This is a genomic window from Exiguobacterium sp. s48 (genome assembly GCF_018617395.1).
In the GTDB taxonomy this organism is placed as follows: Bacteria; Bacillota; Bacilli; order Exiguobacteriales; family Exiguobacteriaceae; genus Exiguobacterium.
This window is the reverse complement of record NZ_JACSKC010000001.1, coordinates 716979-739427: the sequence shown is the minus strand read 5'-3', so window position 1 is coordinate 739427 and position 22449 is coordinate 716979. Positions and strand designations below refer to the sequence as shown.

General features: G+C 45.3%; 27 protein-coding genes. 6 read left to right on the top strand and 21 right to left on the bottom strand.

The genetic code is table 11. From position 1 onward, the window contains the following. Positions 1 to 46: 46 nt before the first annotated feature. Positions 47 to 748 (top strand): CPBP family intramembrane glutamic endopeptidase, encoded by a 702-nt coding sequence (locus tag KNO66_RS03795; RefSeq protein ID WP_214740571.1) that lies wholly within the window; start codon positions 47 to 49, stop codon positions 746 to 748. Between the two features lie 5 nt (positions 749 to 753). Here KNO66_RS03795 and KNO66_RS03790 read toward each other — a convergent pair whose 3' ends face one another. Together KNO66_RS03790 and KNO66_RS03785 are read right to left on the bottom strand one after the other, a co-directional pair. Beyond that, entirely contained in the window at positions 754 to 1488 is a 735-nt protein-coding gene (locus tag KNO66_RS03790) for a MerR family transcriptional regulator (protein ID WP_214740569.1), read from the bottom strand. A 111-nt stretch (positions 1489 to 1599) separates the two neighbouring features. Further along, on the bottom strand, positions 1600 to 2145 hold the full coding sequence (locus tag KNO66_RS03785) for a Rossmann-fold NAD(P)-binding domain-containing protein (RefSeq protein WP_214740567.1): 546 nt from the start codon (positions 2143 to 2145) through the stop codon (positions 1600 to 1602). Positions 2146 to 2361: 216 nt separating this feature from the next. On the opposite strand from KNO66_RS03785, the gene KNO66_RS03780 reads away from it, so the two are divergent. After that, the gene (locus KNO66_RS03780; protein WP_214740565.1) at positions 2362 to 3177 is read left to right on the top strand and encodes a diguanylate cyclase domain-containing protein; all 816 of its coding nucleotides are present in this window, start codon (positions 2362 to 2364) and stop codon (positions 3175 to 3177) included. 14 nt (positions 3178 to 3191) lie between these two features. Here KNO66_RS03780 and KNO66_RS03775 read toward each other — a convergent pair whose 3' ends face one another. From KNO66_RS03775 to KNO66_RS03745, 8 genes are all read right to left on the bottom strand, one after another. Then, complete coding sequence (locus KNO66_RS03775; RefSeq protein ID WP_214740563.1) at positions 3192 to 3881, bottom strand: glyoxalase; 690 nt, start codon at positions 3879 to 3881, stop codon at positions 3192 to 3194. 32 nt (positions 3882 to 3913) lie between these two features. Beyond that, positions 3914 to 4669, bottom strand: a complete 756-nt coding sequence (locus KNO66_RS03770; RefSeq protein ID WP_214740561.1) for a hypothetical protein — start codon at positions 4667 to 4669, stop codon at positions 3914 to 3916. A gap of 14 nt (positions 4670 to 4683) precedes the next feature. Beyond that, the gene (locus tag KNO66_RS03765) at positions 4684 to 5211 is read right to left on the bottom strand and encodes a DUF2199 domain-containing protein (RefSeq protein ID WP_285800711.1); all 528 of its coding nucleotides are present in this window, start codon (positions 5209 to 5211) and stop codon (positions 4684 to 4686) included. A 96-nt stretch (positions 5212 to 5307) separates the two neighbouring features. After that, entirely contained in the window at positions 5308 to 5607 is a 300-nt protein-coding gene (locus tag KNO66_RS14855) for a hypothetical protein (RefSeq protein WP_251127288.1), read from the bottom strand. A 12-nt stretch (positions 5608 to 5619) separates the two neighbouring features. Beyond that, positions 5620 to 5919 (bottom strand): dehydroquinate synthase/iron-containing alcohol dehydrogenase family protein, encoded by a 300-nt coding sequence (locus tag KNO66_RS14850; RefSeq protein ID WP_251128051.1) that lies wholly within the window; start codon positions 5917 to 5919, stop codon positions 5620 to 5622. 129 nt (positions 5920 to 6048) lie between these two features. After that, positions 6049 to 6975 carry an NAD(P)-dependent alcohol dehydrogenase gene (locus KNO66_RS03755; RefSeq protein ID WP_214740559.1) on the bottom strand — a complete coding sequence of 309 codons (927 nt, stop codon included), beginning with the start codon at positions 6973 to 6975 and terminating at the stop codon, positions 6049 to 6051. A 99-nt stretch (positions 6976 to 7074) separates the two neighbouring features. After that, on the bottom strand, positions 7075 to 8118 hold the full coding sequence (locus KNO66_RS03750; protein WP_214740557.1) for an ABC transporter permease: 1044 nt from the start codon (positions 8116 to 8118) through the stop codon (positions 7075 to 7077). Beyond that, positions 8118 to 8978, bottom strand: a complete 861-nt coding sequence (locus KNO66_RS03745) for an ABC transporter permease subunit (protein WP_214740555.1) — start codon at positions 8976 to 8978, stop codon at positions 8118 to 8120. The genes KNO66_RS03750 and KNO66_RS03745 overlap by 1 nt, the downstream gene beginning before the upstream one ends. 208 nt (positions 8979 to 9186) lie before the next feature. Between KNO66_RS03745 and KNO66_RS03740 the strand changes: the two genes are divergently transcribed. Next, positions 9187 to 9489 carry a hypothetical protein gene (locus tag KNO66_RS03740; protein ID WP_214740553.1) on the top strand — a complete coding sequence of 101 codons (303 nt, stop codon included), beginning with the start codon at positions 9187 to 9189 and terminating at the stop codon, positions 9487 to 9489. 286 nt (positions 9490 to 9775) lie between these two features. Here the strand turns inward: KNO66_RS03740 and KNO66_RS03735 are convergent, their stop codons facing one another. From KNO66_RS03735 to KNO66_RS03720, 4 genes are all read right to left on the bottom strand, one after another. Then, positions 9776 to 10204: a hypothetical protein gene (locus KNO66_RS03735; protein ID WP_214740551.1), complete on the bottom strand. Its 429-nt coding sequence runs from the start codon at positions 10202 to 10204 to the stop codon at positions 9776 to 9778. 81 nt (positions 10205 to 10285) lie between these two features. Further along, the gene (locus tag KNO66_RS03730) at positions 10286 to 11050 is read right to left on the bottom strand and encodes a DUF817 domain-containing protein (RefSeq protein ID WP_214740549.1); all 765 of its coding nucleotides are present in this window, start codon (positions 11048 to 11050) and stop codon (positions 10286 to 10288) included. An 8-nt stretch (positions 11051 to 11058) separates the two neighbouring features. Further along, complete coding sequence (locus KNO66_RS03725; RefSeq protein ID WP_214740547.1) at positions 11059 to 11919, bottom strand: metal-dependent hydrolase; 861 nt, start codon at positions 11917 to 11919, stop codon at positions 11059 to 11061. Positions 11920 to 12119: 200 nt separating this feature from the next. Then, positions 12120 to 13127, bottom strand: coding sequence for a helix-turn-helix transcriptional regulator (locus KNO66_RS03720; protein WP_214740545.1), 1008 nt, complete (start codon positions 13125 to 13127; stop codon positions 12120 to 12122). A gap of 116 nt (positions 13128 to 13243) precedes the next feature. Here KNO66_RS03720 and KNO66_RS03715 point away from each other — a divergent pair, with 116 nt between their 5' ends. Next, positions 13244 to 14089: an alpha/beta fold hydrolase gene (locus KNO66_RS03715; RefSeq protein ID WP_214740543.1), complete on the top strand. Its 846-nt coding sequence runs from the start codon at positions 13244 to 13246 to the stop codon at positions 14087 to 14089. A gap of 23 nt (positions 14090 to 14112) precedes the next feature. Here the strand turns inward: KNO66_RS03715 and KNO66_RS03710 are convergent, their stop codons facing one another. The 7 genes from KNO66_RS03710 to KNO66_RS03680 all read right to left on the bottom strand — a co-directional run bounded on the left by KNO66_RS03710 (position 14113) and on the right by KNO66_RS03680 (position 21007). Next, complete coding sequence (locus KNO66_RS03710; RefSeq protein ID WP_214740541.1) at positions 14113 to 14526, bottom strand: YhfM domain-containing protein; 414 nt, start codon at positions 14524 to 14526, stop codon at positions 14113 to 14115. Between the two features lie 101 nt (positions 14527 to 14627). Beyond that, the gene (locus KNO66_RS03705; RefSeq protein ID WP_214740539.1) at positions 14628 to 16046 is read right to left on the bottom strand and encodes a glycoside hydrolase family 32 protein; all 1419 of its coding nucleotides are present in this window, start codon (positions 16044 to 16046) and stop codon (positions 14628 to 14630) included. 19 nt (positions 16047 to 16065) lie between these two features. Further along, on the bottom strand, positions 16066 to 17496 hold the full coding sequence (locus KNO66_RS03700) for a sucrose-specific PTS transporter subunit IIBC (protein ID WP_214740537.1): 1431 nt from the start codon (positions 17494 to 17496) through the stop codon (positions 16066 to 16068). A gap of 2 nt (positions 17497 to 17498) precedes the next feature. Further along, entirely contained in the window at positions 17499 to 18437 is a 939-nt protein-coding gene (locus KNO66_RS03695; protein ID WP_214740535.1) for a carbohydrate kinase family protein, read from the bottom strand. A gap of 107 nt (positions 18438 to 18544) precedes the next feature. Further along, positions 18545 to 19534, bottom strand: a complete 990-nt coding sequence (locus tag KNO66_RS03690; RefSeq protein WP_214740533.1) for a LacI family DNA-binding transcriptional regulator — start codon at positions 19532 to 19534, stop codon at positions 18545 to 18547. 47 nt (positions 19535 to 19581) lie between these two features. Continuing rightward, entirely contained in the window at positions 19582 to 20058 is a 477-nt protein-coding gene (locus KNO66_RS03685; protein ID WP_214740531.1) for an N-acetyltransferase, read from the bottom strand. A gap of 85 nt (positions 20059 to 20143) precedes the next feature. Continuing rightward, a complete protein-coding gene (locus tag KNO66_RS03680; protein ID WP_214740529.1) occupies positions 20144 to 21007 on the bottom strand; it encodes a cation diffusion facilitator family transporter in 864 nt (287 codons plus the stop codon). A 181-nt stretch (positions 21008 to 21188) separates the two neighbouring features. Between KNO66_RS03680 and KNO66_RS03675 the strand changes: the two genes are divergently transcribed. After that, entirely contained in the window at positions 21189 to 21500 is a 312-nt protein-coding gene (locus KNO66_RS03675; RefSeq protein WP_012726238.1) for a hypothetical protein, read from the top strand. A 40-nt stretch (positions 21501 to 21540) separates the two neighbouring features. Then, complete coding sequence (locus KNO66_RS03670; protein ID WP_214740527.1) at positions 21541 to 22332, top strand: class I SAM-dependent methyltransferase; 792 nt, start codon at positions 21541 to 21543, stop codon at positions 22330 to 22332. The last annotated feature ends 117 nt before the right edge of the window (positions 22333 to 22449 follow it).

Sequence of the window (22449 nt, the reverse complement as noted above, 5' to 3'; positions counted from 1 at the left end):
CGTCACCCGATATGATGGGGCTACAACCACATAAGGAGGAAATACGATGTTGAATCAAATGCAAAAGAAAACAACTCCCATTTGGACATGGAATCAGTTCGCAATTACGATGGTTCTTCTATTCGGAGTGACGCCCCTACTTATCGAGCGACAATTACACAACTTTCTAGAACAGTCATGGGGAAACACCCTCTATTCAGGAACAAGTATCGGCCTGTTATTAGCCATAATATTTATGACTGTCCTCTATTTCGTCGCAATACGTCCTCAAACCCTATCGCTGGAAACGTTAGGACTTCGCCGTTTTCCATTGAAAGATTCGGGCATCATCTTTCTATGGACAATTGTGCTAATTGTACTCAGTATCATCATCGTCATAGTCCAATCATATTTCGGTATCGGTACGTCGAATACAAAAACAGAGAGTTTACAAAGTGACTTGTCGATTATCTCCATACTGATTGCGTTTGGATCGGCGGCTATCGTTTCACCGATCTATGAAGAAATCTTTTATCGTGGGTTCTTATACCGCTTCTTTCAAGAACGATTTGGGGTTGGGAGCGGGATGATCGTAAGTGCTGGAATATTCACTCTCGCTCATTTACCGACGACAAACACGTTACTCGTCAATTTTGTATCGGGACTAGTGTTCGCTTGGGTATATGAACGGACTAACTCTGTCTATTCCAGCATGCTCATCCATGGCACCTTTAATGGGCTAGCCGTTCTATTGACTGCATTGGCATGAGGGAATCAGTCTGCTATCTCTTGATATAGTGAATCAATATAGGCAAGAATCGATGCATCGATTGGATACAGTCCTAATTCATTCGATGCATTAGTTGATTTTCGAATCTCCCAAAATGATTCAATCAATTGTTGATTGTCTCCAAATGTCTCGTCTGTTAACCAAGTCAAATCTTTTTTAAGAATTTGGGCTTCTTTTGAGGAAGGGGCGACCCCACGTTCGATTAGAATTTCGGTTCTCCGAATCAAGTTGATCCACTTTTTCGTATCATGCTCACCATCTTCTAATTTAGGTAAACTTGATTGCAATGAATCAGACTCTTCTTCCGTAAAATAGTCCGTCCATTGTTTCCGGTCATTTGATTTAGCTTGAATAGTTTGCAGTTTCGTCAAATCGATTTTTTCATTTTCAAGCTTCATGGATTGAAGGAGCGTGACCGTATAGTTCTGCGCCCGCTTCAATTCCTCTATCTTTTCTTCTAACGAGGACAGATGAGCGGACAAGATGCTTGTAAGGGATTCTTCATCTAAGATTCTCCGAATCTCATCGAGCGGGACGGTCATCGATTTTAAAAGCATGATTTTTTGAAGTCGAAACATTTCGTCATCACTATAAAATCGTTTCTGTACATCGTTCGTATAAGAGGGGGTGACCAAATTGATTTGGTCATAGTATCGAAGCGTACGCACAGACACGTTCAGTTTTCTCGCGACATCTCCAGTTGAATAGTGTCTGGTCAATTTTTGCCCCTCCTAACTACATGTGACGTGTATGTATGAATATCTTTTGAACTGATGAATCCCTTCATCCTAATCTGAAAATGAATTTCGTGGTACATCCCCATCCATTCACTAATCATTTCTCGAGTGAACATCTACGTCATCCTTTCGTGTCCCAATCAATCGATAGTCGTCTTGATTCTGAATGGCATCGAGAACCCCTTCTACAATCTCGTCGTGTGTCAACCAACGGACAGATGCCATCTCATGAATTTCACCTAATTGAACTTGTCGATACGTTTGTTGTTCATTGCGACATAGACAATTCTTCTCATATTCCGGATTCGCCCGGCTACCTAAAATATGTATCACGTCTGAATTTTCCGAATGATCCAAAATGAGTTGCATCGCTCTTCCTGAGCCTCGATCCACCCAGGCGATGACTCGATCAAACGGACCTCTTTGTTTCACTGCGTACTGTAGTGCGTTTAAAAGTGCTTCCTCCTCGCGATAGTCAACGATCAGTGGATGACACGTCTCAGGATTTCGTTGTACGATGCTTGCCATTTTTTCTTTATCTCGTCCAATGACCGTGACATCCTGTTCAATCGCTAAATAAGATGTGAGCTCGGCCAACATCCCTGTCCCTCCGACAATCAATACATGTTTTCGATTCATGCCATCACCTCATTTTCCATTATACACCAATATTTCATTCTTCTTATCCTATAGAGATGTTCGGAAACATTCACGTCTTTTCAAAATTAAGCCTTTTTTAATGCACTGAATCTTTTATAATGAATCAAGTGTTCGAATCGGTTTAAACAATCACTATTTCGGAAAATGGATAATAGTGTTATGATTGCAATTTATTTCTTTAAGAGGAGGATACCTATGAGACACTGGACAACGAGTTCACTACAACTGATAACACTCATCGTTGTATCATTGGCATGTAGTATTCTATTTTCCTCTGTACTGATGATAAATCATCTCCCTGTTTGGTGGATGATCTGTATTCCGATTCTTTATCTTTCAACTTTGCTCATACATCGAGGTTCTGGTGTACTTATTCTATTAGGATTCGCAGCTTACTTTTTAATCAACATGCCTGTATATGCGACGGCTGCTACCGCGCAACTATACATGTTGTTACTATTAGCGATTTTGACGGGTTTGTCTTACTGGCTACAAGTCATCCTGTTCCATGCTCAGTTTGCACTAAAGGTTGCGGAAGCGAGAGTCAGTCAGTTGATTGCGGTAGACCCGGAGACCGGTTTTGATAACCGAGATCGTTTTTTGATGGATATAGAGGCTGAACGGGATCGGTTGATTCGCCACGGTGAGACGTTCGTGGTGTCATTCATCACATTGCCCATTCTCAATCATTTTGAAAAACGGTATGGTTCATCCGAATATGAGTGGTTTTTAGACTATTTTAGTGACGAACTTCACGAAGCGACTCGACGAACGGACAAGAAGTATCGGGTGGCGCATGACACATTCGCCATGATTTTCCCTCGAACCTCAATTGAAAATGCACAAATTGTACATGAGCGAATCAGACCACTATTACTAGAGTATTCGCGTCAAAACGGCGATTCGCTCACTGTTGAATGCTCAGACAAATCGTTTGAGGTGAACTTAGAGAACGCACCCATACGATTAGAAGAAATTTATCGGTATGTCGAATCAAAGACTAAAAAATGAGTTCAATCGTGAACTCATTTTTTGATGGAGTGAATATGAAATTCGAGTTTCTCATCCATTTCGACGATGTATTGTTGATCAAGTACCATCTGAATCGGACTCGGAATCGACAATTTTGGTGAAAAGAGCCAAACGCGCCCTCGAGGTACGATCAGCATATATGTACCGTGATTTGGAGGACCCATGAAGTTTAAATGACGGGGGTCGATTGAGTTCCCATCTCTCCGTCTAACTCCAATTGTCTCAAGCGCCTTTTCGACGAGAGACGGGTCTTCTACCGTCAAACTCATCTCGCCGATTCCAAGAAACTCATTTGACGAAAAGGACTCGATGTTACTTTCCGGATTAATCGAATGTCGAGCAATCAACTCGATGACGTTCTCGTCCGCGTCGTAAAAATAAAGCGATGATGCATCAATCCCTTCAAAATAGATTTCGTCCTCCCCGTCCTCGGTCAAAAGCGGGACACGTGACTTGATCCATTCCTTCGCTTCTTTGAACCGGTTAGCCGGAATATTGATCGCGAAATGGTACTGTCGCTCTTGCTCCGTTATAGCCTCTTGAAATATCAAGGTATCTTCTCCTAATTCGATTTGAAAGCGGGTCGAATTTTCGTCCACGACGGATAGTCCGAGCTTCTCCACATAAAAACGTTTCATTTCGTCTAGCCGGTTCGTATAGAGCCTGGCTTCTGTAATTCTCATAAAAACCCTCCTCGTATTCCTCATGTCCTTGCTTATCTATGTGACTTGATGGCTCGCTTGTATTTTTGGTATTCTGACCAATTCATATTCATTCCTAGTAAATCAGAGCAACAACCTTCTTTCCACGTAATCGGATTGAAACCAGTCTTTGACGCTACGTGACTCTTGCCTGAATCATCAAAACTCAGAGCCAATTGAGCCACACCCTTTCCCGTATAGGTTTTAGCCAATCTCGGATTATACCGGCTGTAATGCTCACCTAGAGAAAAATATGGCTGTACTGCCCACGGACATCGCTCAATTGCCATTTGAAGATATTCGCGCTCTTTATGTCGTAGCACCTTTGAAACGCTTAGACAAATCAATGCAGAAACTTCAGGTGTTGCTACTTCAATCAATCGATTCGCCACTTCAATGACTTCCTCGTCTATCTCAAAATCATTCCATCCCATATCATATAATGCCAAGGCAAAATAGAAGGGTTTATCTGGATGGTATGAAAAGGCGGTTCGGCAAAATGCATTCACTCGATCATAATCTTCAATCCGATCCAACCGTTCGTAACCAATAAGCAAATCCCAGCGATATGATTCGGTCGGATCGAGCAGCACATAGTCAATTAACAGCTGCTCGATGTCCGGAGTGTTGCCCATGAATTGTTCAAGTTCTTTGAATCGTTTGTCGTGAACAAGTAACTCGATTCGCTCCAACATCTTCTGCTGAATCGAAGTGAGCGCTTGATTTCCTGTATACAAATCGAAAATCAAAGATGACTTCAATTGACTCACCCTGCACTCCTCCTTTATCCGCTACGTTCAACGAGTCGGAATATATCATCGACCCGCGACCTCGTGATACCATTACGCTGCTCCATTGCAAGAGGATGATTCGTTGGTTCGAGTTCAATCAATGGACGTAGTCCGACTCCACGCATATGTACGTTTGTCTTTAGATTGATGGTATCTGGATAGATGGGAAGATCCGTCGATAACCAGCCGAACATCGGGCCGAGGTCTACACGAGCTGGTTCATCCCATAAATCGATGACTTTGAAAAAGTTATCCGGACTGAGTGATACCCAGACATTCCAGATGAAAGGATCGTCTTCTCCAATGATCGGGAGTTCGAGGCATCCGTTGATAAAGAAATGAGCTTCATCGAGGACGCAAATATCATCTGTCAAAACGACGCGCTTCTTCATCTCCCGTTTCGATAGGCCGTCTAATACTGATGGCATGATCGATTCAAAGCCGACTGTATGTTCTTTACTCGTGCCACATATCGAGCAGTTGCAATCACTCTTGTGTTTTCGTTTGAAAAGGTATCTCATAAGTACTCGCTTTCTGATTTGAGTTTAATTAATGGTATGTGAAATAAATCTATTCATTTTACACGTATTTCATTTTTTATAGGAAATCACGGTTTGTTAGACGAATGTAGTAACTCTTGAATCAGTCTCTAACACTCGCGTCCGCGTATCATTTTTAGATAGAAACACTTCTTCCCCATTTTTATCAAAGCAATATGCAATCGGAATCGAGATTCCACAATTTCGATACGATCCATCCGCATGACTCGTTCCGATAATCATCGCTTTTCGTTCCATCGCAATTTTTCTCGCTTCTTCCGTCCACTCCGTGAATTGTTCCTCACTAAACATGCCGACTCCAATTGGATTGAATATGATTGATAGATGCTCATGATTATTTAATCCCTCTACCCCCATAAAAATCTCCCTTCAAAGTAAGTATCCATATTCCTCCGCTCCATCTATGACACTTGATGGCATGAACAAGCGCTCACTTTCAGGTGTTTTCCGTCGCGTTAACAACGTCTCACCATTCTTATTTACAATGAGAACCCGATCTTTATTCGTATCATCTCGATACCCTAAAACAATCGATGTGTTGAATTTGATTGCTAAGTCACTCAGCTCATCTAATTCAGTATATGTACAATATCCCTCCGGATAGAGAATCAAATCCACCGTAGGGTTCGACTCAATCTCTTGCTTCAGTTGCTTAAGACTTCGTTCCATTTTTGGTTGCCCGATCAATATATTCATGACTACTCGCCCGCTCTCATGATTCGTCTAGTTGGTATGTAAGTGAGGTTCTCAACCACACCTCACGAAAAAATTTGATACTTCTCTTTATACTACCATCTATCATCTGATTGATTCTTCATTGATTTTCACCACTACATTCCCAACCTTTTTCCCTTGATCGACGTATCGGTGTGCCTCGACAATCTCATCTAGCGAATAAACCGAATCAATGACGGGTTGTAGCTCTCCTGCTTCAAACAGTTCGTTTAAGAACTTCAAATCCTCCTTTCGTTCGCTCGCCGGTCCTTGTCCCGCGACGGAACTGAACGCCCCGTTCTCTGCAACGTGCGTTTTGGCTAGTCGTTTATCAATTTTCCCCGAAGCGTCAAAGACGGCATCATACGTACCCAATTCACGGTCATACCCTTCTCTCGAATAGTCCACGACTACATCTGCCCCTAGCCGCTTCACGAGCTCGATGTTCCGTTCATGGCATACCGCAGTCACATGAACGCCGTAGTGCTTCGCAATCTGGACGGCAGTCGAACCGACAGCACCCGCTCCACCATAAATGAGAACGTTCGTCGCTCGCTCGATACGTGCCTTCCGTAAAAAATGTAATGCAGTCGTCCCACCAAATGGTAGCGCCGCTGCCTCGATAAAGCTGGCATGCGCGGGCATCTGAAACACACATTTCGATTCGTTCACGCATGCAAACTCGGCATAACCACCAAAACGCATCCCAGTAAGGGCATAGACGTTGTCTCCTACCTGAAAGTTTTTCACACTGTTGCCTGTTTCTACGACTGTACCTGCCAACACGACACCGAGAATCGGTTGACGTGGCGCCTTAAACCCAACAACTAATCGCATCGGTAGTTTTCCTAAAGCTGGAACGTCTAGTGCGCGGAGGCGTCGGTCTCCCGAGTGGACGGCCGATGCATGGACTTGAATCAGTAACTCATTACTTTTCGGCTTCGGTTGATGCACTTCTTGAATGACGAGTACTTCCGGTGGCCCATACGCGGTACAAATCGCAGCTTTCATATCGATTCACTCCATTCATGAATTGTCACCTCAATCTGTTATATACGTTCCCTCCAATAACAGGATTCAGTCCATCAGTCATGGAAAAACCGGATCATATCAAACGATATCATCCGGTTCATTCTTTACTGATACACTCGAATTGACGAGGGAAAACGGATTGTCTAATGAAGCGGCAGCCGCTTCCGATTGTGCAATGTTCATTTCGGTCACCATCGGTTCTTGACGACGTAGACGGAATGCCCGTTCAAGTCGACTCGTCAACAAGTTAAAGATAAAGATGAGTGCCGCCAGTCCAAGTGCCGGAACCAGGAACAAATGATTCGTCATCCACGTCATCGCAGTGAATTGTCTAAAGTAATACCCGAACATTGAAGACCACTCATAAATCGTCGGCATGACACCTTCTTGCAAGAGAACAGTCCCTCCAAAGAAGATTCCAAACAGTGAAAGATGAATGAGTAACATGAGCGTCTGGACAAACTGTTGCATGAAGACGATCACGAGGGTTGGGACAAGATGCGGGAAGAGATGTAATTTCACGCGATGCCAAATCCCGCCTCCAAGTGTTTGAGCCACAATCATGAATTCTTGTTGAAGCAATTGGCGAATCTCTGTGATCAGGTATAACGTGACGGCGGGTAGTCCGAGAACGACTAAAACGATTAGCTCGATTTTCACTCGATCCAATAGAGGAGGTACTAGTGTCGAATCCCAAAATGTCATCGTCGACGCGAGCATCATCAATGCCAGTAACGAAATCGGTAAAATCAAAAATCCATCGAGCAACGTTTTAAAGAAATGGTTTAACCGTGTCCCCCTGAATGCAAGCGGAATCCCCACCAATAAACCGATCGTCATCCGCCCAAGCGCGACAATCGCACAAATCCCGACAGTCCACTTAAAACCTTCCACGAACATCTGAAATAAATCATATCCAGCATAGTCCGTTCCGAGCCATTGATCTTTTGACGGCTCTAATGGCGGTATTCCGATAAGTCTCCCCTCATCTGAATAGAGCATAAGGGTTTGATCCACATTCCCATCACGAAACACGGTATTTCCAAAACTCATGATAAGGAGCCCAACTACAATGACAAAACAGACGATAAAAATCGGATCACGCATTAATATTCGGCGCATCAAACCCCACCTTTCCATGCATTTGGAATGATCCACTCAATGAATAGGTCCAATAGAAAAATCGGGAGATAGATGACGAATAAGATGACTAGCAAGATCTCCATCTGTGGATTGTAGACGGCGAAGCGAAATAGTCCCTGGACGTTGAACAAATATTCGACGATGAGAAGCGTCGATAAGATGGTGATGATGTTCGAACGGAAAAAGAGGTAAAATCGATAGATGATGTTCGGCAACAAATGCTTCCAAAACAGTCCACTCGGCCGAATCCCTTTCGCTTGTGCGAGCTCGAGATACGGGATGGCCTCTTGTTCATGGATATGGATGGTCAGCCATTTGATGAAGAAGAACAACGTCGTCAGTGTCAAGGTGACAATCGGGAGAAACCGAATGTACTCTGCGAACCCGCCTGCCACTTCGATTCGGTCGAACCCCGTCGACTTATGGATTGTAATCGCAAGAAATTGAGAAAAAATTAACCAGAACAAATCCGGTACCATCTCGAGTGTCTGACTCGTTTGGTGCAGGACGGTGCGAACCCTTCTACCGCTCCGGTAATAGAAATATGCATACAATAGACCAAGCGCAGTCGACACGGCGAGCGCCGTCGTAAAAATGATGACCGACTCTTTGACGAGCGGTCCAAGTTCCGGCAAAAGAGGTAAGTCTGTTTGAGCGGTGATATTGTAGTATGTAATCTCGTCAAGCTTTTGAAGTTGGTTCAGCTGTTGCTCGATACCGCTCCAATAACTCGTCAGACTAAAATCGGTCTGAACGACAAGCGTCGGTAACGCACTAATTGCAATCAAGACAAAGAATGCGATGACAAGATGTGCAGATTTTCTTGCAATATAGGCCATAATTCGATCTCCTTTGGATGACATATCTCAATGAAAAGTGTAAAAGGATGTCCGGTTGATTGTTTATTTTCTAAAGGGAATAATATCCAAAGACACTTTCCACTGATTCTAGCACATTTATTATGTGAATAGAAACAATTTTCAGAAATCATTATGGATAATGATGTATGCTATGATAGATTTGTAGAAAAATTTAGGAGGTTGAAGCATGTGGATTATTTTTGGACTCGCTGCGATTGGGGCGACGCTTATCAATTTGACTGTATTTATGATGGAGAAGGATTATAAACTGACAATGGCAATCGCCCTATCCTTGACAGCATTGACGTTATGCGCAGAATATAGCTTGCTCAACATGTGGGTCGAAGCTAAAGACTGGGGTGCCATAACGGATGTCGTACCCGGTATGTCGCGAGCACTGTGGTTCTTGACGATTGCGGCAATCTTTATGAATATCCTTCCGATCTTTTTAGAGAGAAAGCGAACACGTATGATGGAATCGAAAAAGTAAATCAGCATAAATGGAGCGTGACTATGGAAAATAAATTATTTGCGACTTTAGCTAATCCTTTTGGAATTTTCATTTTTGCAGTGATCTCGCTGTCACTTATATACCAGGCTGGTCTCCGTCTATTGTCGTTTCAGTACATCTTGTTTGTAACCAATTTGATTGGTGGTCTGGCTTTCATCTTTATGATGTTACTTTTAGGGCGTACATATAAAAAAATGGACAAGAAAACGTGTTCGAAGCTATGAATTTAGCTTTGAACACGTTTTTGTTTGACCATGTCATACAATCAATCATCTGAATGGGTTGAGTACAATAACTCACCTTCAAGTGAGCGCAACTCATATTCAATTCCTGAGTGCATCTGCTTCGTCATCGTCGCACGACATGAAAACACATGCCCTGGACCATATGCAATGTCCGGTATTTCCTTGAAACCATATGCACGCTCGCCGAACCTTAACGTCACGTTCGATGAGCCCTTCGATGATTGGTCATCCACGACATAACATTCTCCCGTCTCGACAACGTAATTCGTCGCCATACGGTCATACGTCTCCATCCCCGCCATTCCAAGTATAGCAACTGATGCGAAGACAGCGAGAAAGACTCGTCCCAATTTCACACGATTGCGTGTCTTCCGCCACTCTCTCCAGTAGATGACAAGAGATCCTAAACACAATAATCCAATGAACCAAGCGAGCACAATTTCCAACAACCCCATCACCTCATTTTATAATACGACTATTTACAAAAAAGGATTCGGTGCACCTCATAAAAAAACTCGACACATGTCGAGTTAAGTCGTTTCATATTCTAGTTTTCGCTTTTGCCAAGCGACAAGCAGGATGCTGATGATGACGAGTAAAAACCAGGACGACAGTTTACCCAAATCGACGATGGTCCAGCCGTTCATCTGGTCCGGGTACGCCCAGCCGTTATAAAAGGTGACAATATTTTCAGCCAGCCAGATGAAGCAGGCAATCAAGAAGAAAGACAGGACGACCGGCATCTCGAATCGGCGGTCATCGAGTTTGTACGAGACAACCGAGCGACCAAATGCCAAGAAAATGAGTGCAATCAGCAGCCACCGTAAATCTAGCCACACATGATGCCAAAAAAAGTTAAAGTAAATGGCAATCCCAAGTCCGAAGGCAATGATCGGATTCGGCATCTTCGTGAATCGTAGATCGAGGCGACGCCATGCCTGGACGACGTAACTCCCGACGCTCGCGTACATAAATCCCGCATAGAGCGGAACACCCCACACTTTCGTGAACGCCTCATCCGGATAGCTCCATGACCCCATCTGCACTTTGAACAGTTCAAGTCCGAGACCGATGACATGGAACCAGCTGATGACCCTCACTTCTTCCATCGTCTCAAGTCCCGTCTTCACGAGAATCACTTGGACGAACAGACACCAGATGAGTAAGACATCATATCGCGGGAGCGGTAACTCCACAAATTTCGTGACGGCGAGCGCACCAAAGATGGCGACCGGGAAGATACAACTAAGTGCCTGTTCGTATGCAAAGATAAAGAGATATCGTATACGTCCCATCCGTTGCCCTACCTTTCGATGTATTCATATAAAAATGAGGATTCTCCGTCATAAAAACGTGGGTCAAAGACGCCGAGCCGTTCTTCATTTGCCACGACGACGACGAACGGTGACCATTTGGTCAATGTGCGTGCCTCTTGATTCACTTCAAACAATGGCTCAAGATTCGTCTTTTCGGCACTCGTCAATTCGTATTGCAAGGTTGCTTTTTGATAAATGGAATCTTTAAAAAGCGATACGTTCTCGTCAGACTTCGTGATGACGGTGAACTGAGTCGGGATGAATGAAGCGGAGAGCGCCACTTCATCATGTTCGTCCGCGTAGGTCTGATACAAATAGGCTCCTTGCGCACTCTGAATCGCGACATACAGGACGAGAGCCGCCCATGCATACCGATACGTCTTATAGCGGACTTCTTGTTTACGGGCGACTAGCCAGGCGACCAAGAAAATTCCCCAATAGACAAAATCGACAATCGGGATCACACCGAATGTAACTCTCACGTCCGAGACCGGTTCAAAATAGCCTGTCCCCCATGCATTGAATAAATCGGATGTGTTGTGTATGAACACAGACAACAGTGCCCACCAAAAATAGCGGATATCCGTCACGCGAAAGAGAAGACGAACGAGTATGTAAATGAGTAGTGCAAAGAGCGGAACAAGAAAGATGGAGTGTGTGATGCCGCGATGCCACATCTGATACATTCCTTCCGTATCCCACAACCGTGAAATCACATCGCTGTCCGGGATTTGGCTCCCGATGAGTGTCGTGACGAACAAGGCTCGCTTTTCATGTTGTTGTAAATCACGTTTATCGGCTGCACCATATAGTGTCAATCCGAATATCGTATGTGTGATCGTATCCACGCTTTACCTCCATAATGAAAGAGACATCTCCCAATCTTGGACGATGTCTCTCCTTCTTAATTCTCTTCATCCATTTTCATCGCACGTCTTGCGACGATGATCACGAAAACGACAGCGACAATTGGAATGATCAATGGCATCCAATTTAACATCCGCCTGTCCCCCTTCATCTAGTGTCGCAAGCAGTATAGCACATCTACTCACTCGATAGAGGAATGAATGCTTGTGTTTTCATAAGTAGTTGCCATTTTTTCGATTGTGGCTTTCATGTGATCACGGAGCGTGAGCGGTTCGACCACTTCTACCTGTGCGCCTAAAGAGAGCAACCAGTAAATGAATCCGTCAGAAACGGCGGCATCGAAACGGATGAGGAATCGTTCTCCATGTTCCGATACAGAAACGTCCTCCCCTAATTTATCAAAGATGACCGGGAGTACCCGCTCGTCCACAGACAAGACGATTTGCTCATCCAAACCGTTATACATATTGAACGACTTTTGATAATAGTCATCAGGTAGGTGATGTTTCGGGCGAATGGTGCCGTCTTCCACAATCTCCGAATTGACGATGCGGTCGACTCGATAGTTCCGCACTTCTCCAATGGATTCATCGATACCAATCAAATAGTACTGCTCGTGATTCCAATGCAAGTCAATCGGATTGACGACATAACGTTCTCCGTCACGACGAAGCGGGAACGTTCGCTTCGTCACATCGAATCCGACGACATCTGTATATTGAAACGAGATGGCTTTTCGTTCATGAATGGCCCGTTGGATACGATCGATATGATAAGGAATGTGTCCGTGTTTTTTCTTCGGCGTCTTGATGATTGATTGTAGCGTCTTCGCTTCAGGGATGCTCGTCAGCATTTGAAGTTTCTCAACGATTTCTTCGGTCACATCTTGTGAAATGAACTTGGCTGCGACGATTGCATCGACCATCATCCGAAGTTCATGAATCTCAAATAAGCGAGCCGAATGCCAATATTTTTTGGCGAGACCATTCTTCTCCAACTCATCCTGCACTTCAAACCCCGAATTATTCAGTGCCTGGATATCGTCTTTCACCGATTTTTTTGCTAACTTAGAAGTATCTCCGATTGTTGATAAATGTTCAAGCAAATCCTCTAGCGTCTTTGGATTCGCTTCGTCCGTGTAACGTTCAAAGAAACGTCGTACTTCAAGTAACCGCTCTCGGTTATTCACGGTTCTATCCCCTTTCATTTCTCTATCTAAATTATGTATAAACAGACATTATCATTTTATTTCCACGAAATAAAGGTATTTTCCATTACAAACTGTTTAAGGAGGCGCCATCTCTAGTGAAACATTATGCACACGTCAACGGCTCAAAAATCGAATATATAGACCGTGGTCACGGTCCCGTCATCGTACTGATTCATGGGACCCAGTCCTCAAGTCTAGAACCATACCATGTGGACCAACTCGTTTTGTCCGGTTTCCGGGTCATTGTCCCATCTCGGCCTGGATATGGAGAAACTCCCTACTCGTTTTCAGCATCCCCTCAAGCGTTTGCGATACAACTCCATCACTTGATGCAGATGCTAAAGATTGAGCGGTATCATGTATATGGCATCTCTGCCGGAGGACCGACCGCCATCGAGCTCGCTTCACAGAATCAGCGTGTACTCAGCTTGACCCTCGCTGCCGCCGTGACGAGTGTCGTCGATTTCCCGTATCGGGACACGGTCAGTCGAAATATTGTCCAACCCGCATTTATTGCACTTCAATACATCATGAAGCAGTTCATCGCTCGTGCCATTCAAAAACATCCATTCGAAGCGACGGCCCGTATGATTCAATCGACGAGTGTGTTGGCACTCGAGACGATTCGAGAAGAGGTGTCACCATACGACATCTTCCTCCTAAAACGTGTCGCGAATCAGATGGCATTTGGACTTGGCGCACAGTTCGATTTAAAACAACGTGTCTCAAGTGAGGTCTTACTCGGTGTCACCTGCCCGACCTACATCGTCCATTCAAAAAATGACAAGGCCGTCCCGGTTCGTCATGCGCATTACGCGAAACGATTGATCCCGCATGCTCAGTTAACGATCCTGAACAGCCCAGGACATCTCATTTGGGTCGGACGACAAGCGAGAAAATCAGAGCGACAAATCGAACGGTTTATCCGATTCAACTCATAAGCATCTCAAAAAGAGGTGCTTTTTTACGTATTTAATCCTAAAATTTCAATCAGTCGATTCGTCGTATGTTCCGGTATCTTGTAGACCACGTCATCCCGTCCAAATTTCGTGATGACACTTGGACGGTTCGGTTGACCGAGCCAAAGCTGATAACGCTCTTGCTCCCCACCTTTAAATTGCAGCAAGAGATCAAAATCGGGTGCTACTTCAATCTCAATGTATTCGATTTCTTCCGAACTTCGTAGCATTTCCGCAAACACCCGCACCTGGCTCAATTCATGAAACTCTAACGCTGCTTCCGGATTGAATGTTCCGCGCTCTGATGACTCCGCCACCATCACGCGTTCAACTTCTTCATTCTCAATTTCCCCAATCGGATCCCCAAATGGTGCGGTAATCGTTCGAATTGCATCAACCCACTTCATCATTTTATCCATTCTCTCACCCCTCTCTTCTCTTCATCTATACGTAGATCCAATCGAAACGGTTTCAACATTTGGAAAAATTAAAAAGCCGAGCAAACGCTCAGCTTTTACACTCACTCATATTTCCAACCGACTAAACTTGCCTCGTCTCCGACGTAGCGGACCCGTTTCTCACCATCACTTGGGAAGACGCGAAGGGTTGCCACAGCGTCACCGTCATTGACGAAACATTCGACACTCGACGAGTCGACATACAGATGAAGGGACGTGACCTCAATCACTTTTGTCCGGGTCGTCCCAAACTCCGTCGCGAACGGTTCACCCGCGTTTGTCCGATCGATGGTCAATTCGCGTGTATCTTTCTCGTACCGAATCACGAGCGACTCATCTTCCGTCTTCAATAGTTCAAGTTTGAAGTCTTCGCCAGCCGTCGACAGTTCCAACTCATAACGTTCGGGTGAAACCACGTCAAGCCGTGTCCCTGATTCGTTGACAAACTGGTCTTTTCGGAGTTTCTTCATTTCAGGGATTGGTCGTTGTATCAACTTGCCATCTTCGAGTGATAGCTCACGTGGCAACGTCAACGCATGTGCCCAGCCGTACCGGTCTGTAGGATATTCAATCTCCGGTAGGCCCATCCACCCGACTAAGAAGCGACGACCATCATGCTCCGTCGTTTGCGGGGCGTAAAAGTCGAACCCGAAGTCGAGCTCTTCAAACGACTCGTGCGTGAAGACGAGCGTCTCTAAATCGAGCGTACCTGTGACGTATCCAGATTGATAGATGTTGTGATAGCGATGACCTTCAGGCTCAATCCCTTGCGGAGAAAAAATGAAGACATGCCTTCCATTCAGTTCAAACACGTCAGGACACTCCCACATGTAACCGAACTGCTCGAGCTCGGTCTTCACCTCACCTAAAAACGTCCAATCATTCAAGTTGGTCGAACGATATAAGACGACACATCCTGTCTCATCCGTTCGCTGTGCACCGACAATCGCATAATATGATCCATCTTCTTCCCATACTTTCGGATCGCGGAAATGTTCCGTGTAACCTGCCGGAATATCCGGGATGGCCACGTTGCGCCGCTCGATCATCCCGTCACGTAAGACACCGATAATTTGCGAGGCGTGACGCGTCCAATCGTCCGTACGATGATTCCCGGTATACATGACGTGAAGGGTGTCGTTTACGACGAACCCACTTCCAGAATAGGCACCGTGGGAATCCTCCTTCGTTTCAGGGACTAACGCCACCCCGCGGTCGGTCCAATGGACGAGATTGTTCGAACTGACATGATACCAATGTTTGAGACCGTGAACTGGCCCGAGCGGAAACCATTGATAGAATAGATGGTACTCTCCATCGTAATAGGTGAAGCCGTTCGGGTCATTGAGGAGGCCCGTCGGCGGCTGGATATGGTATCCAAACCGCCACGGCGATGCGCCCGTCTTTGCACGGAGCACCTCCATCTCGAGGGCGCTCACGTCACGGAGTGAACGATAACGTTCGGCCTTCGTCCAATTCATTGTGTCACTTCCTTTTTTGTTATGCGGCTTGTTTGACCGCTTCTTTTTTTGCTTGTCGTTTCGCGAGGATGAATGTCAATCCAAATGTTACGGCAAAGGCGATGGCCATGCCAATGATATACGAGATGATCGAACCCGGTGCGATTGAAATAATACCTGGTAATCCGGCAGCACCGAGCGCTACTGCCAATACGTCGTTTCCAACGATGAATGCAGAGGCGATGGCTGAACCGACGATGGCTGCGATGAACGGATAACGAAGTTTTAAGTTGACCCCGAACATGGCAGGCTCTGTGATTCCAAGTAGTGCAGAGATTCCTGATGCTGAGGCGATCCCTTTCATCTTCTTATCAGCAGTCAAGAAGAAGACCGCAAGAGTAGCTGCCCCTTGTGCGACGTTTGACATCGCAGCAATCGGGAAGATGAACGATCCACCAGTTTCCGCGATATCGGCGAGAAGCTGTGTCTCAATCGCGATGAAGCTATGGTGCATCCCCGTAATAACGATTGGGGCGTAGAGAAGACCCATGATCAAACCACCGACGAAACCGAGTGAATCATATGTCCATACTAACCCATCGATGATCAGGTTCCCTGCTTCACGAGTGATCGGTCCGACGAAAGCGAACGTGATAAACGCTGTGAAGAGGAGTGAGAGTAATGGCGTGAGCAAGATATCAAGTGATGCCGGCATAAACTTCCGAATGTTGATTTCAAGCTTCGATAAAATATACGTCGAGACGAGGACTGGTAAGACTTGTCCTTGGTATCCTAACTTCTCAATCTCGAGTCCGAAAATGTTCCAAACCGGAATCTCTTCAACACTTGCCTGAGCGTATGCATTGATCAAGTCCGGGTGAACCATGATCATCCCGAGCGCTGCACCGAGGTACGGGTTACCACCGAACCGCTTGGCTGCGGAGAACCCTATGAGTACTGGTAAGAAGACGAAGGCGGCGTTTGCGAACGTATTGATCATCGCTGCGAGATCCGCCATGCCTGGATACTGATCAATCAACGAACGTCCGTCAAAGAACAAATCCGGTGCCGTCAATAAGTTGTTGATCCCCATCAAGAGACCGCCGGCGACGATGGCCGGGATGATTGGAACAAAGATATCCGATAACATTTTGACGAACTGTTGGAGCGGGTTCATTTTTTTCGCTCCGACTGACTTCACGTCTGTCGTCGACATGTCTCCAAGACCAGTCATCTGTGAAAATTCCGCATAGACCTTGTTGACCGTACCTTGTCCGATGATGATTTGGTATTGTCCGCCTGTAGAGAATGTTCCCTTCACCACATCAAGTTGTTCGAGTGCTTTCTCATCGACCTTTGACTCATCGTTCAATACGAGACGAAGGCGAGTCGCACAGTGGGCGGCTGCCGCAACGTTTTCTTTCCCACCAATCGCTTCTAGTATGGATGCTGCTTCTTTTTTATAATCCATCTTCATTTCCCTCCTAACGTTTCATTCACAAGTTGTCGTGATGGAATAGCTGGAATTGCGCCATAAGCTGTACATGTTAATGCACCCGTTACGTTTGCATATTCGATGTCGGAACGTAAGCGCTCCGGGTCAAATCCGAGCGTCGCCAACCGATACAAGTAAGCTCCAACGAACGCATCTCCCGCTCCTGTTGAATCGACACTGTCGATTGAGATTGAAGGAACGATTTCATGATGTGTGCTTGTCGCAATCAATGTCCCACGAGACCCTAATGTGATGGCAATCTGTTTTGCACCTAATTGAAGTAGTGCTTGAACAGCGTCTTCAAGTTGCTCTTTACCGGTCAACAAGTGGGCTTCTTCTTCACTCAATTTAATGAAGTCTGATTCCGCGATGAAATGTCTCGCATCTCGTTTGAACTGCTCAAGGTCCGTGATCAATGCATCTCGATAGTTCGGGTCAAATGAGATGAACAAACCATCCCGCTTTGCAAATTGCAATAATTTGAAGTACGCATCTTTCAATTTTCCATCAAGTAGTGCTGTTGCCGAGCCGAAATGAATAATGTCTCCTGACTCGATCACCGATAAGTCGATCGACTCGAAGGCATACTCCCCGTCACTTCCGCGACGGAATGTGAAGTCCCGCTCTCCGTCCTCTTGAATCGATACGAATGCGAATGTCGTATCTCCAGACTCCACAAGGTTTTCTGTTCGGACGCCGTTCTCGACTAACGTCTGTTTCAAGAAAAGACCAAACGGGTCATCGCCGACCTGTCCGAGGAAACTAGATTGTCCCCCGTGCTTACTGACGACTGCCGCGACATTCGCAGGTGCGCCTCCTGCTTTTTTGACGAACGTCGTCCCGTTGACGAGATCGCTCGAGGCATCCTCGCATACCCAGTCAATCAACAATTCGCCGATACAATGTACGGTGTTCATATCGTCCACCTCCAAAAATCAAATGAGTTCTTTACACGATTGGTACCGGTTCCAATTTAAAATAAAAAATGTTGCGGAACCGGTTCCGCAACACAAATGTAAACGATTTATTTTAACTTGTCAACGCTTTCTCGAACTTTTAATTCAAAAATTGTGAACGTTTTCATCGGGACATGTTCACCGTGTAAAAGCTGTAGCATCATGTCAGCTGCTTTCGACCCGGTTCTGCGATAAGGAAGGTGCACCGTCGTAATGGATGGATGCAGGACTTCCGTGAAATCATATCCCCCGAAGCCACTGACAGAAATGTCATTCGGAACCTCAATCCCTTGATTCGCGAGTCCCTTTAATACGCCTAACGCAATGTTGTCTGTCGCACAAACGATCAAGGAAACAGTGCCGACCTCATCTGCCAGCTGTTCACCGATTGGAATGGCGTCTTCAATCTTAAACGTTGTTTGAATGACTCTGACATTTGCCCCCGATTCTTGAAACGATTTCAAAAATCCGTCACGTCGCTCTTGTCCGACTGCGATATCTGTCTCCGAAACACCCACGTAGACGACGTTCCGATGACCCCATCTCATAAACTCACTACCGAGTGCATTGGCCGCTTCATGGTCAGGATAAACGAGACTATGCACGTTGTCATGCTGTTGCCCAATCAACAGAACAGGAATTTGAATCGCCTCAATCGCCTCAAGGTGACGTTCCGTCACCGTCGTCCCGAGCCAGATGATCCCGGCTACTTTTTGTTTGGCCAAGTTGTATAGCTGTTCGATTTCTCGTTCCGTCTGTTGTGCTGTATTGACGACGAGCATTTGATATCCTCGTTCCGTGAGCTGTTCATCAATCCCCATCATCGTCCGTGAGGCGGCATACGAATCGAGCCGTGGAACGATGACCCCAATCATCTTCGTCTGCTTCGACTTGAGACTTTGCGCGAACTGATTCGGCTCATAATTCGTATCTCGAATGACCCGGTCGAGTTTTTCCCTTGTTGCCTTTCCGACCGACCCACCGTTCAAATAGCGTGAGACCGTACTTTTTGCGACCCCAGCGAGCTCGGCAATGTCTTTAATGGTGACTTGCTTCATCCTTACCCCTCCATATGAAAAAAGCTGACGTGCGAGACGCCGTCAGCTTAATGGTTTACTACATATCGTTTCTTAAAATTTAAATAATACAGACCGTTTCGTTTTTCGAATCCATTCTGCAGGAGAACATGGTGCATCTCTTGTTGATGTGGGCTCGTTGGCGGAATACCGGCACGAACGATCTGCCCGTCAATCAAATTCGAATCAAGCAACGCGAGACGAAGTCCCTCTGTCGCATATCCTTTGTTCTTGTATGCATCAAACACCATCAAGTCGAGCTGGTAAACGCGGGCAAGCTTGAGTAACAAGACTTTGCCGACCAGTTTGTCATCGACCATCAAGTCGTAATAGAAGTCCTCTCCATAACTATGCTCTTCTGCGTGATAAAGTTGCTCCGACCCCATTTCCTCGAGGATTCCTTTCAACTCTTCTGCAGAAACGCCGTATGAGTTTTCTCCATATTTTTGAAAATGTTCATATTCAATCTCATCAATCTGGCGAATAGGTTGACGCACGATATTCATCCCGTGCCCTCCTTAACTAGTAGTTCAATCTCTCTGCGCTTATTATAAACGAATCCCTTCATCAAGCGCAAAAGATAACCGAACGTCAAATCGGTTCGATATGAATATGCACCGAATCGACCGCATGCTGTTCATCTAGTTTTCGTTCGATGTCGTCACATAATTCATGGGCCGCATCCACGGTCAGGTCGCCATCGACCGCAATCGTCACGTCGAGCATCACGTGATTTCCAAGATGGCGTCCTTTAATTTCCCGAACTTCTTTCACCCGCTCAAATTGTTCAATTGTTTCTTCATAAGACTCGACGAGGTGTGGTGGAAATCCATCAGAAAGCTGATGGGTGGCATCTAAAAAGATTTGAATCGCTGTCCGGATAATCATGCCGGCAATGACAATTGCTAAGACCGTGTCCATCCAAGATAGTTGAAAATAAGCGAATAACACACCAAGTGTGGCTCCAACTGAAATCATCGCATCGGCCAAGTTATCTTTTGCCGCTGCTTTAAGTGCCAATGACTTTGTTTTCTTCGCGAGGTTCAAGTTGAACCGATACACCCCGAACATGACGAGCGCACTGACGAAGGCGACGACCGCGGCCAACGGATTCGGCTCCGCATATTCTCCCCCGATCAAATTAGACAGGCTATTGAAGAAAACAAAGATACCGACCGCAATCATGATCAATGAAGCGATGAGCGCAGAGATCGTCTCCATTTTGGCGTGACCATACTTATGCTCCGCATCACGAGGCAATGCCGCAACCCGAATGCCGATATAGACGGCGACGGATGCGATAATATCCGTCGTATTGTTGAACCCATCGGCTAAAACTGCCTCTGATTCATATAAGTATCCGAAGAATACCTTTAGTATAGATAAGATCAAATATGCCGTGATCGACACAATCGCTCCCTTGAGCGCTTTTGGTGGATGATTTGTTGTCTCCATCCGCCCACCTCCTTATTAGCTCAGTTAGTATAGCAGGTGACATTCGTGTGGGGATAGAGAAACAATGTTTCTTACAGCCAAAATAAATGGAATATATTCCCGGTAGTTTCGTTTAACAAATTTTATGGTAAAGTAAACAGGAAGAGACCTTAGGGTTAAACCGCAAAAAGAGGTGAAACAGATGTTTACAGAACGAGATGGGATCAAATTACGATTGGAACAAATTGACAGATTATTAATCGATTTGAATCGCGAGGCGAAGCAATTGATGGCACGCCTCCGCGAATTAGATGCTTCTGGTGAAAATCCTCACGAAGTATCTTTGAAACCTGAAGAACGCGATACGTTGAAATCGTCAATCGATGAAACGCTTGAAGCGCTACAAAGCCGTTCAAAACGTCCGATGAACGTGAACGACGAGAAGAAGAAAGAACTCGCTTCTCATAAAGCACTCATCGATGAGTTATCAGACTTACTCAGTAAGAAAAAATGAGACGCACCTGCGTCTCATTTTTTATGAAGGAGCCCGAATCATGTATATCGTAACCACTTGTTTACGCCCGACAGATGATGTCTTATCTCGTGCGCAAACGCATGCTGCAGAGTACAACATGAAATTTGTCGAAAGACGCAAACATTCTATGGATGAATTGAAAAAACGCTATCAGCAAGATGTACTTGTATTTGATAAGCGACGTGTCGAGTTCACACCCATGAATAGTACAGAGCCGTTCTTTTTCCACCCTTCGAGCTCTGTCTTTCGGGTGAAGCAACTGATCCGAGGTGGAAGAGACCCACTCATTGACGCCATACAAGCAACACCGGGTGATCATATTCTAGATTGTACACTCGGACTAGGCTCGGACAGTATCGTCATGAGCCATGTCGTCGGTTCAAGCGGTAAAGTAATCGGCCTCGAGAGTCAATTCATCACAGCTCAACTTGTTCGCGAGGGTATGTCCGTATGGGTCGAGAAAGATGAGCAAGTGAATGAAGCAATGCGTCGCATTGAAGTCGTTCACTCCCATTCACAAGACTACCTAAAAATATGCGATGAGAATTCGTTCGATTGTATTTACTTTGATCCGATGTTCGAAAAAACGATTTCAGAGTCGGTTCATTTGAACCCACTTCGCTCAATCGCCGATCCTTCCCCACTCTCAGAAGAGATGATGATCGAAGCGAAACGAGTAGCTAAGAAACGGATTGTCTTGAAAGCTCATTTTGAAAGTCCAGCGTTTCAACAGTACGGTTTCACTCAAATCAAACGTAAAACGTCCAAGTTCCATTACGGATATATCGACCTAGAGTCTGAGTCTATTTAGTTCATTTTAACTAAATAGGACTTTAGACTCTTTTTTTGTATATTATTTTCTGAATATTGACATTAATCAGACACAAAAGGTACATTAACAACAAGCTCACACATTTTCCCATTATTT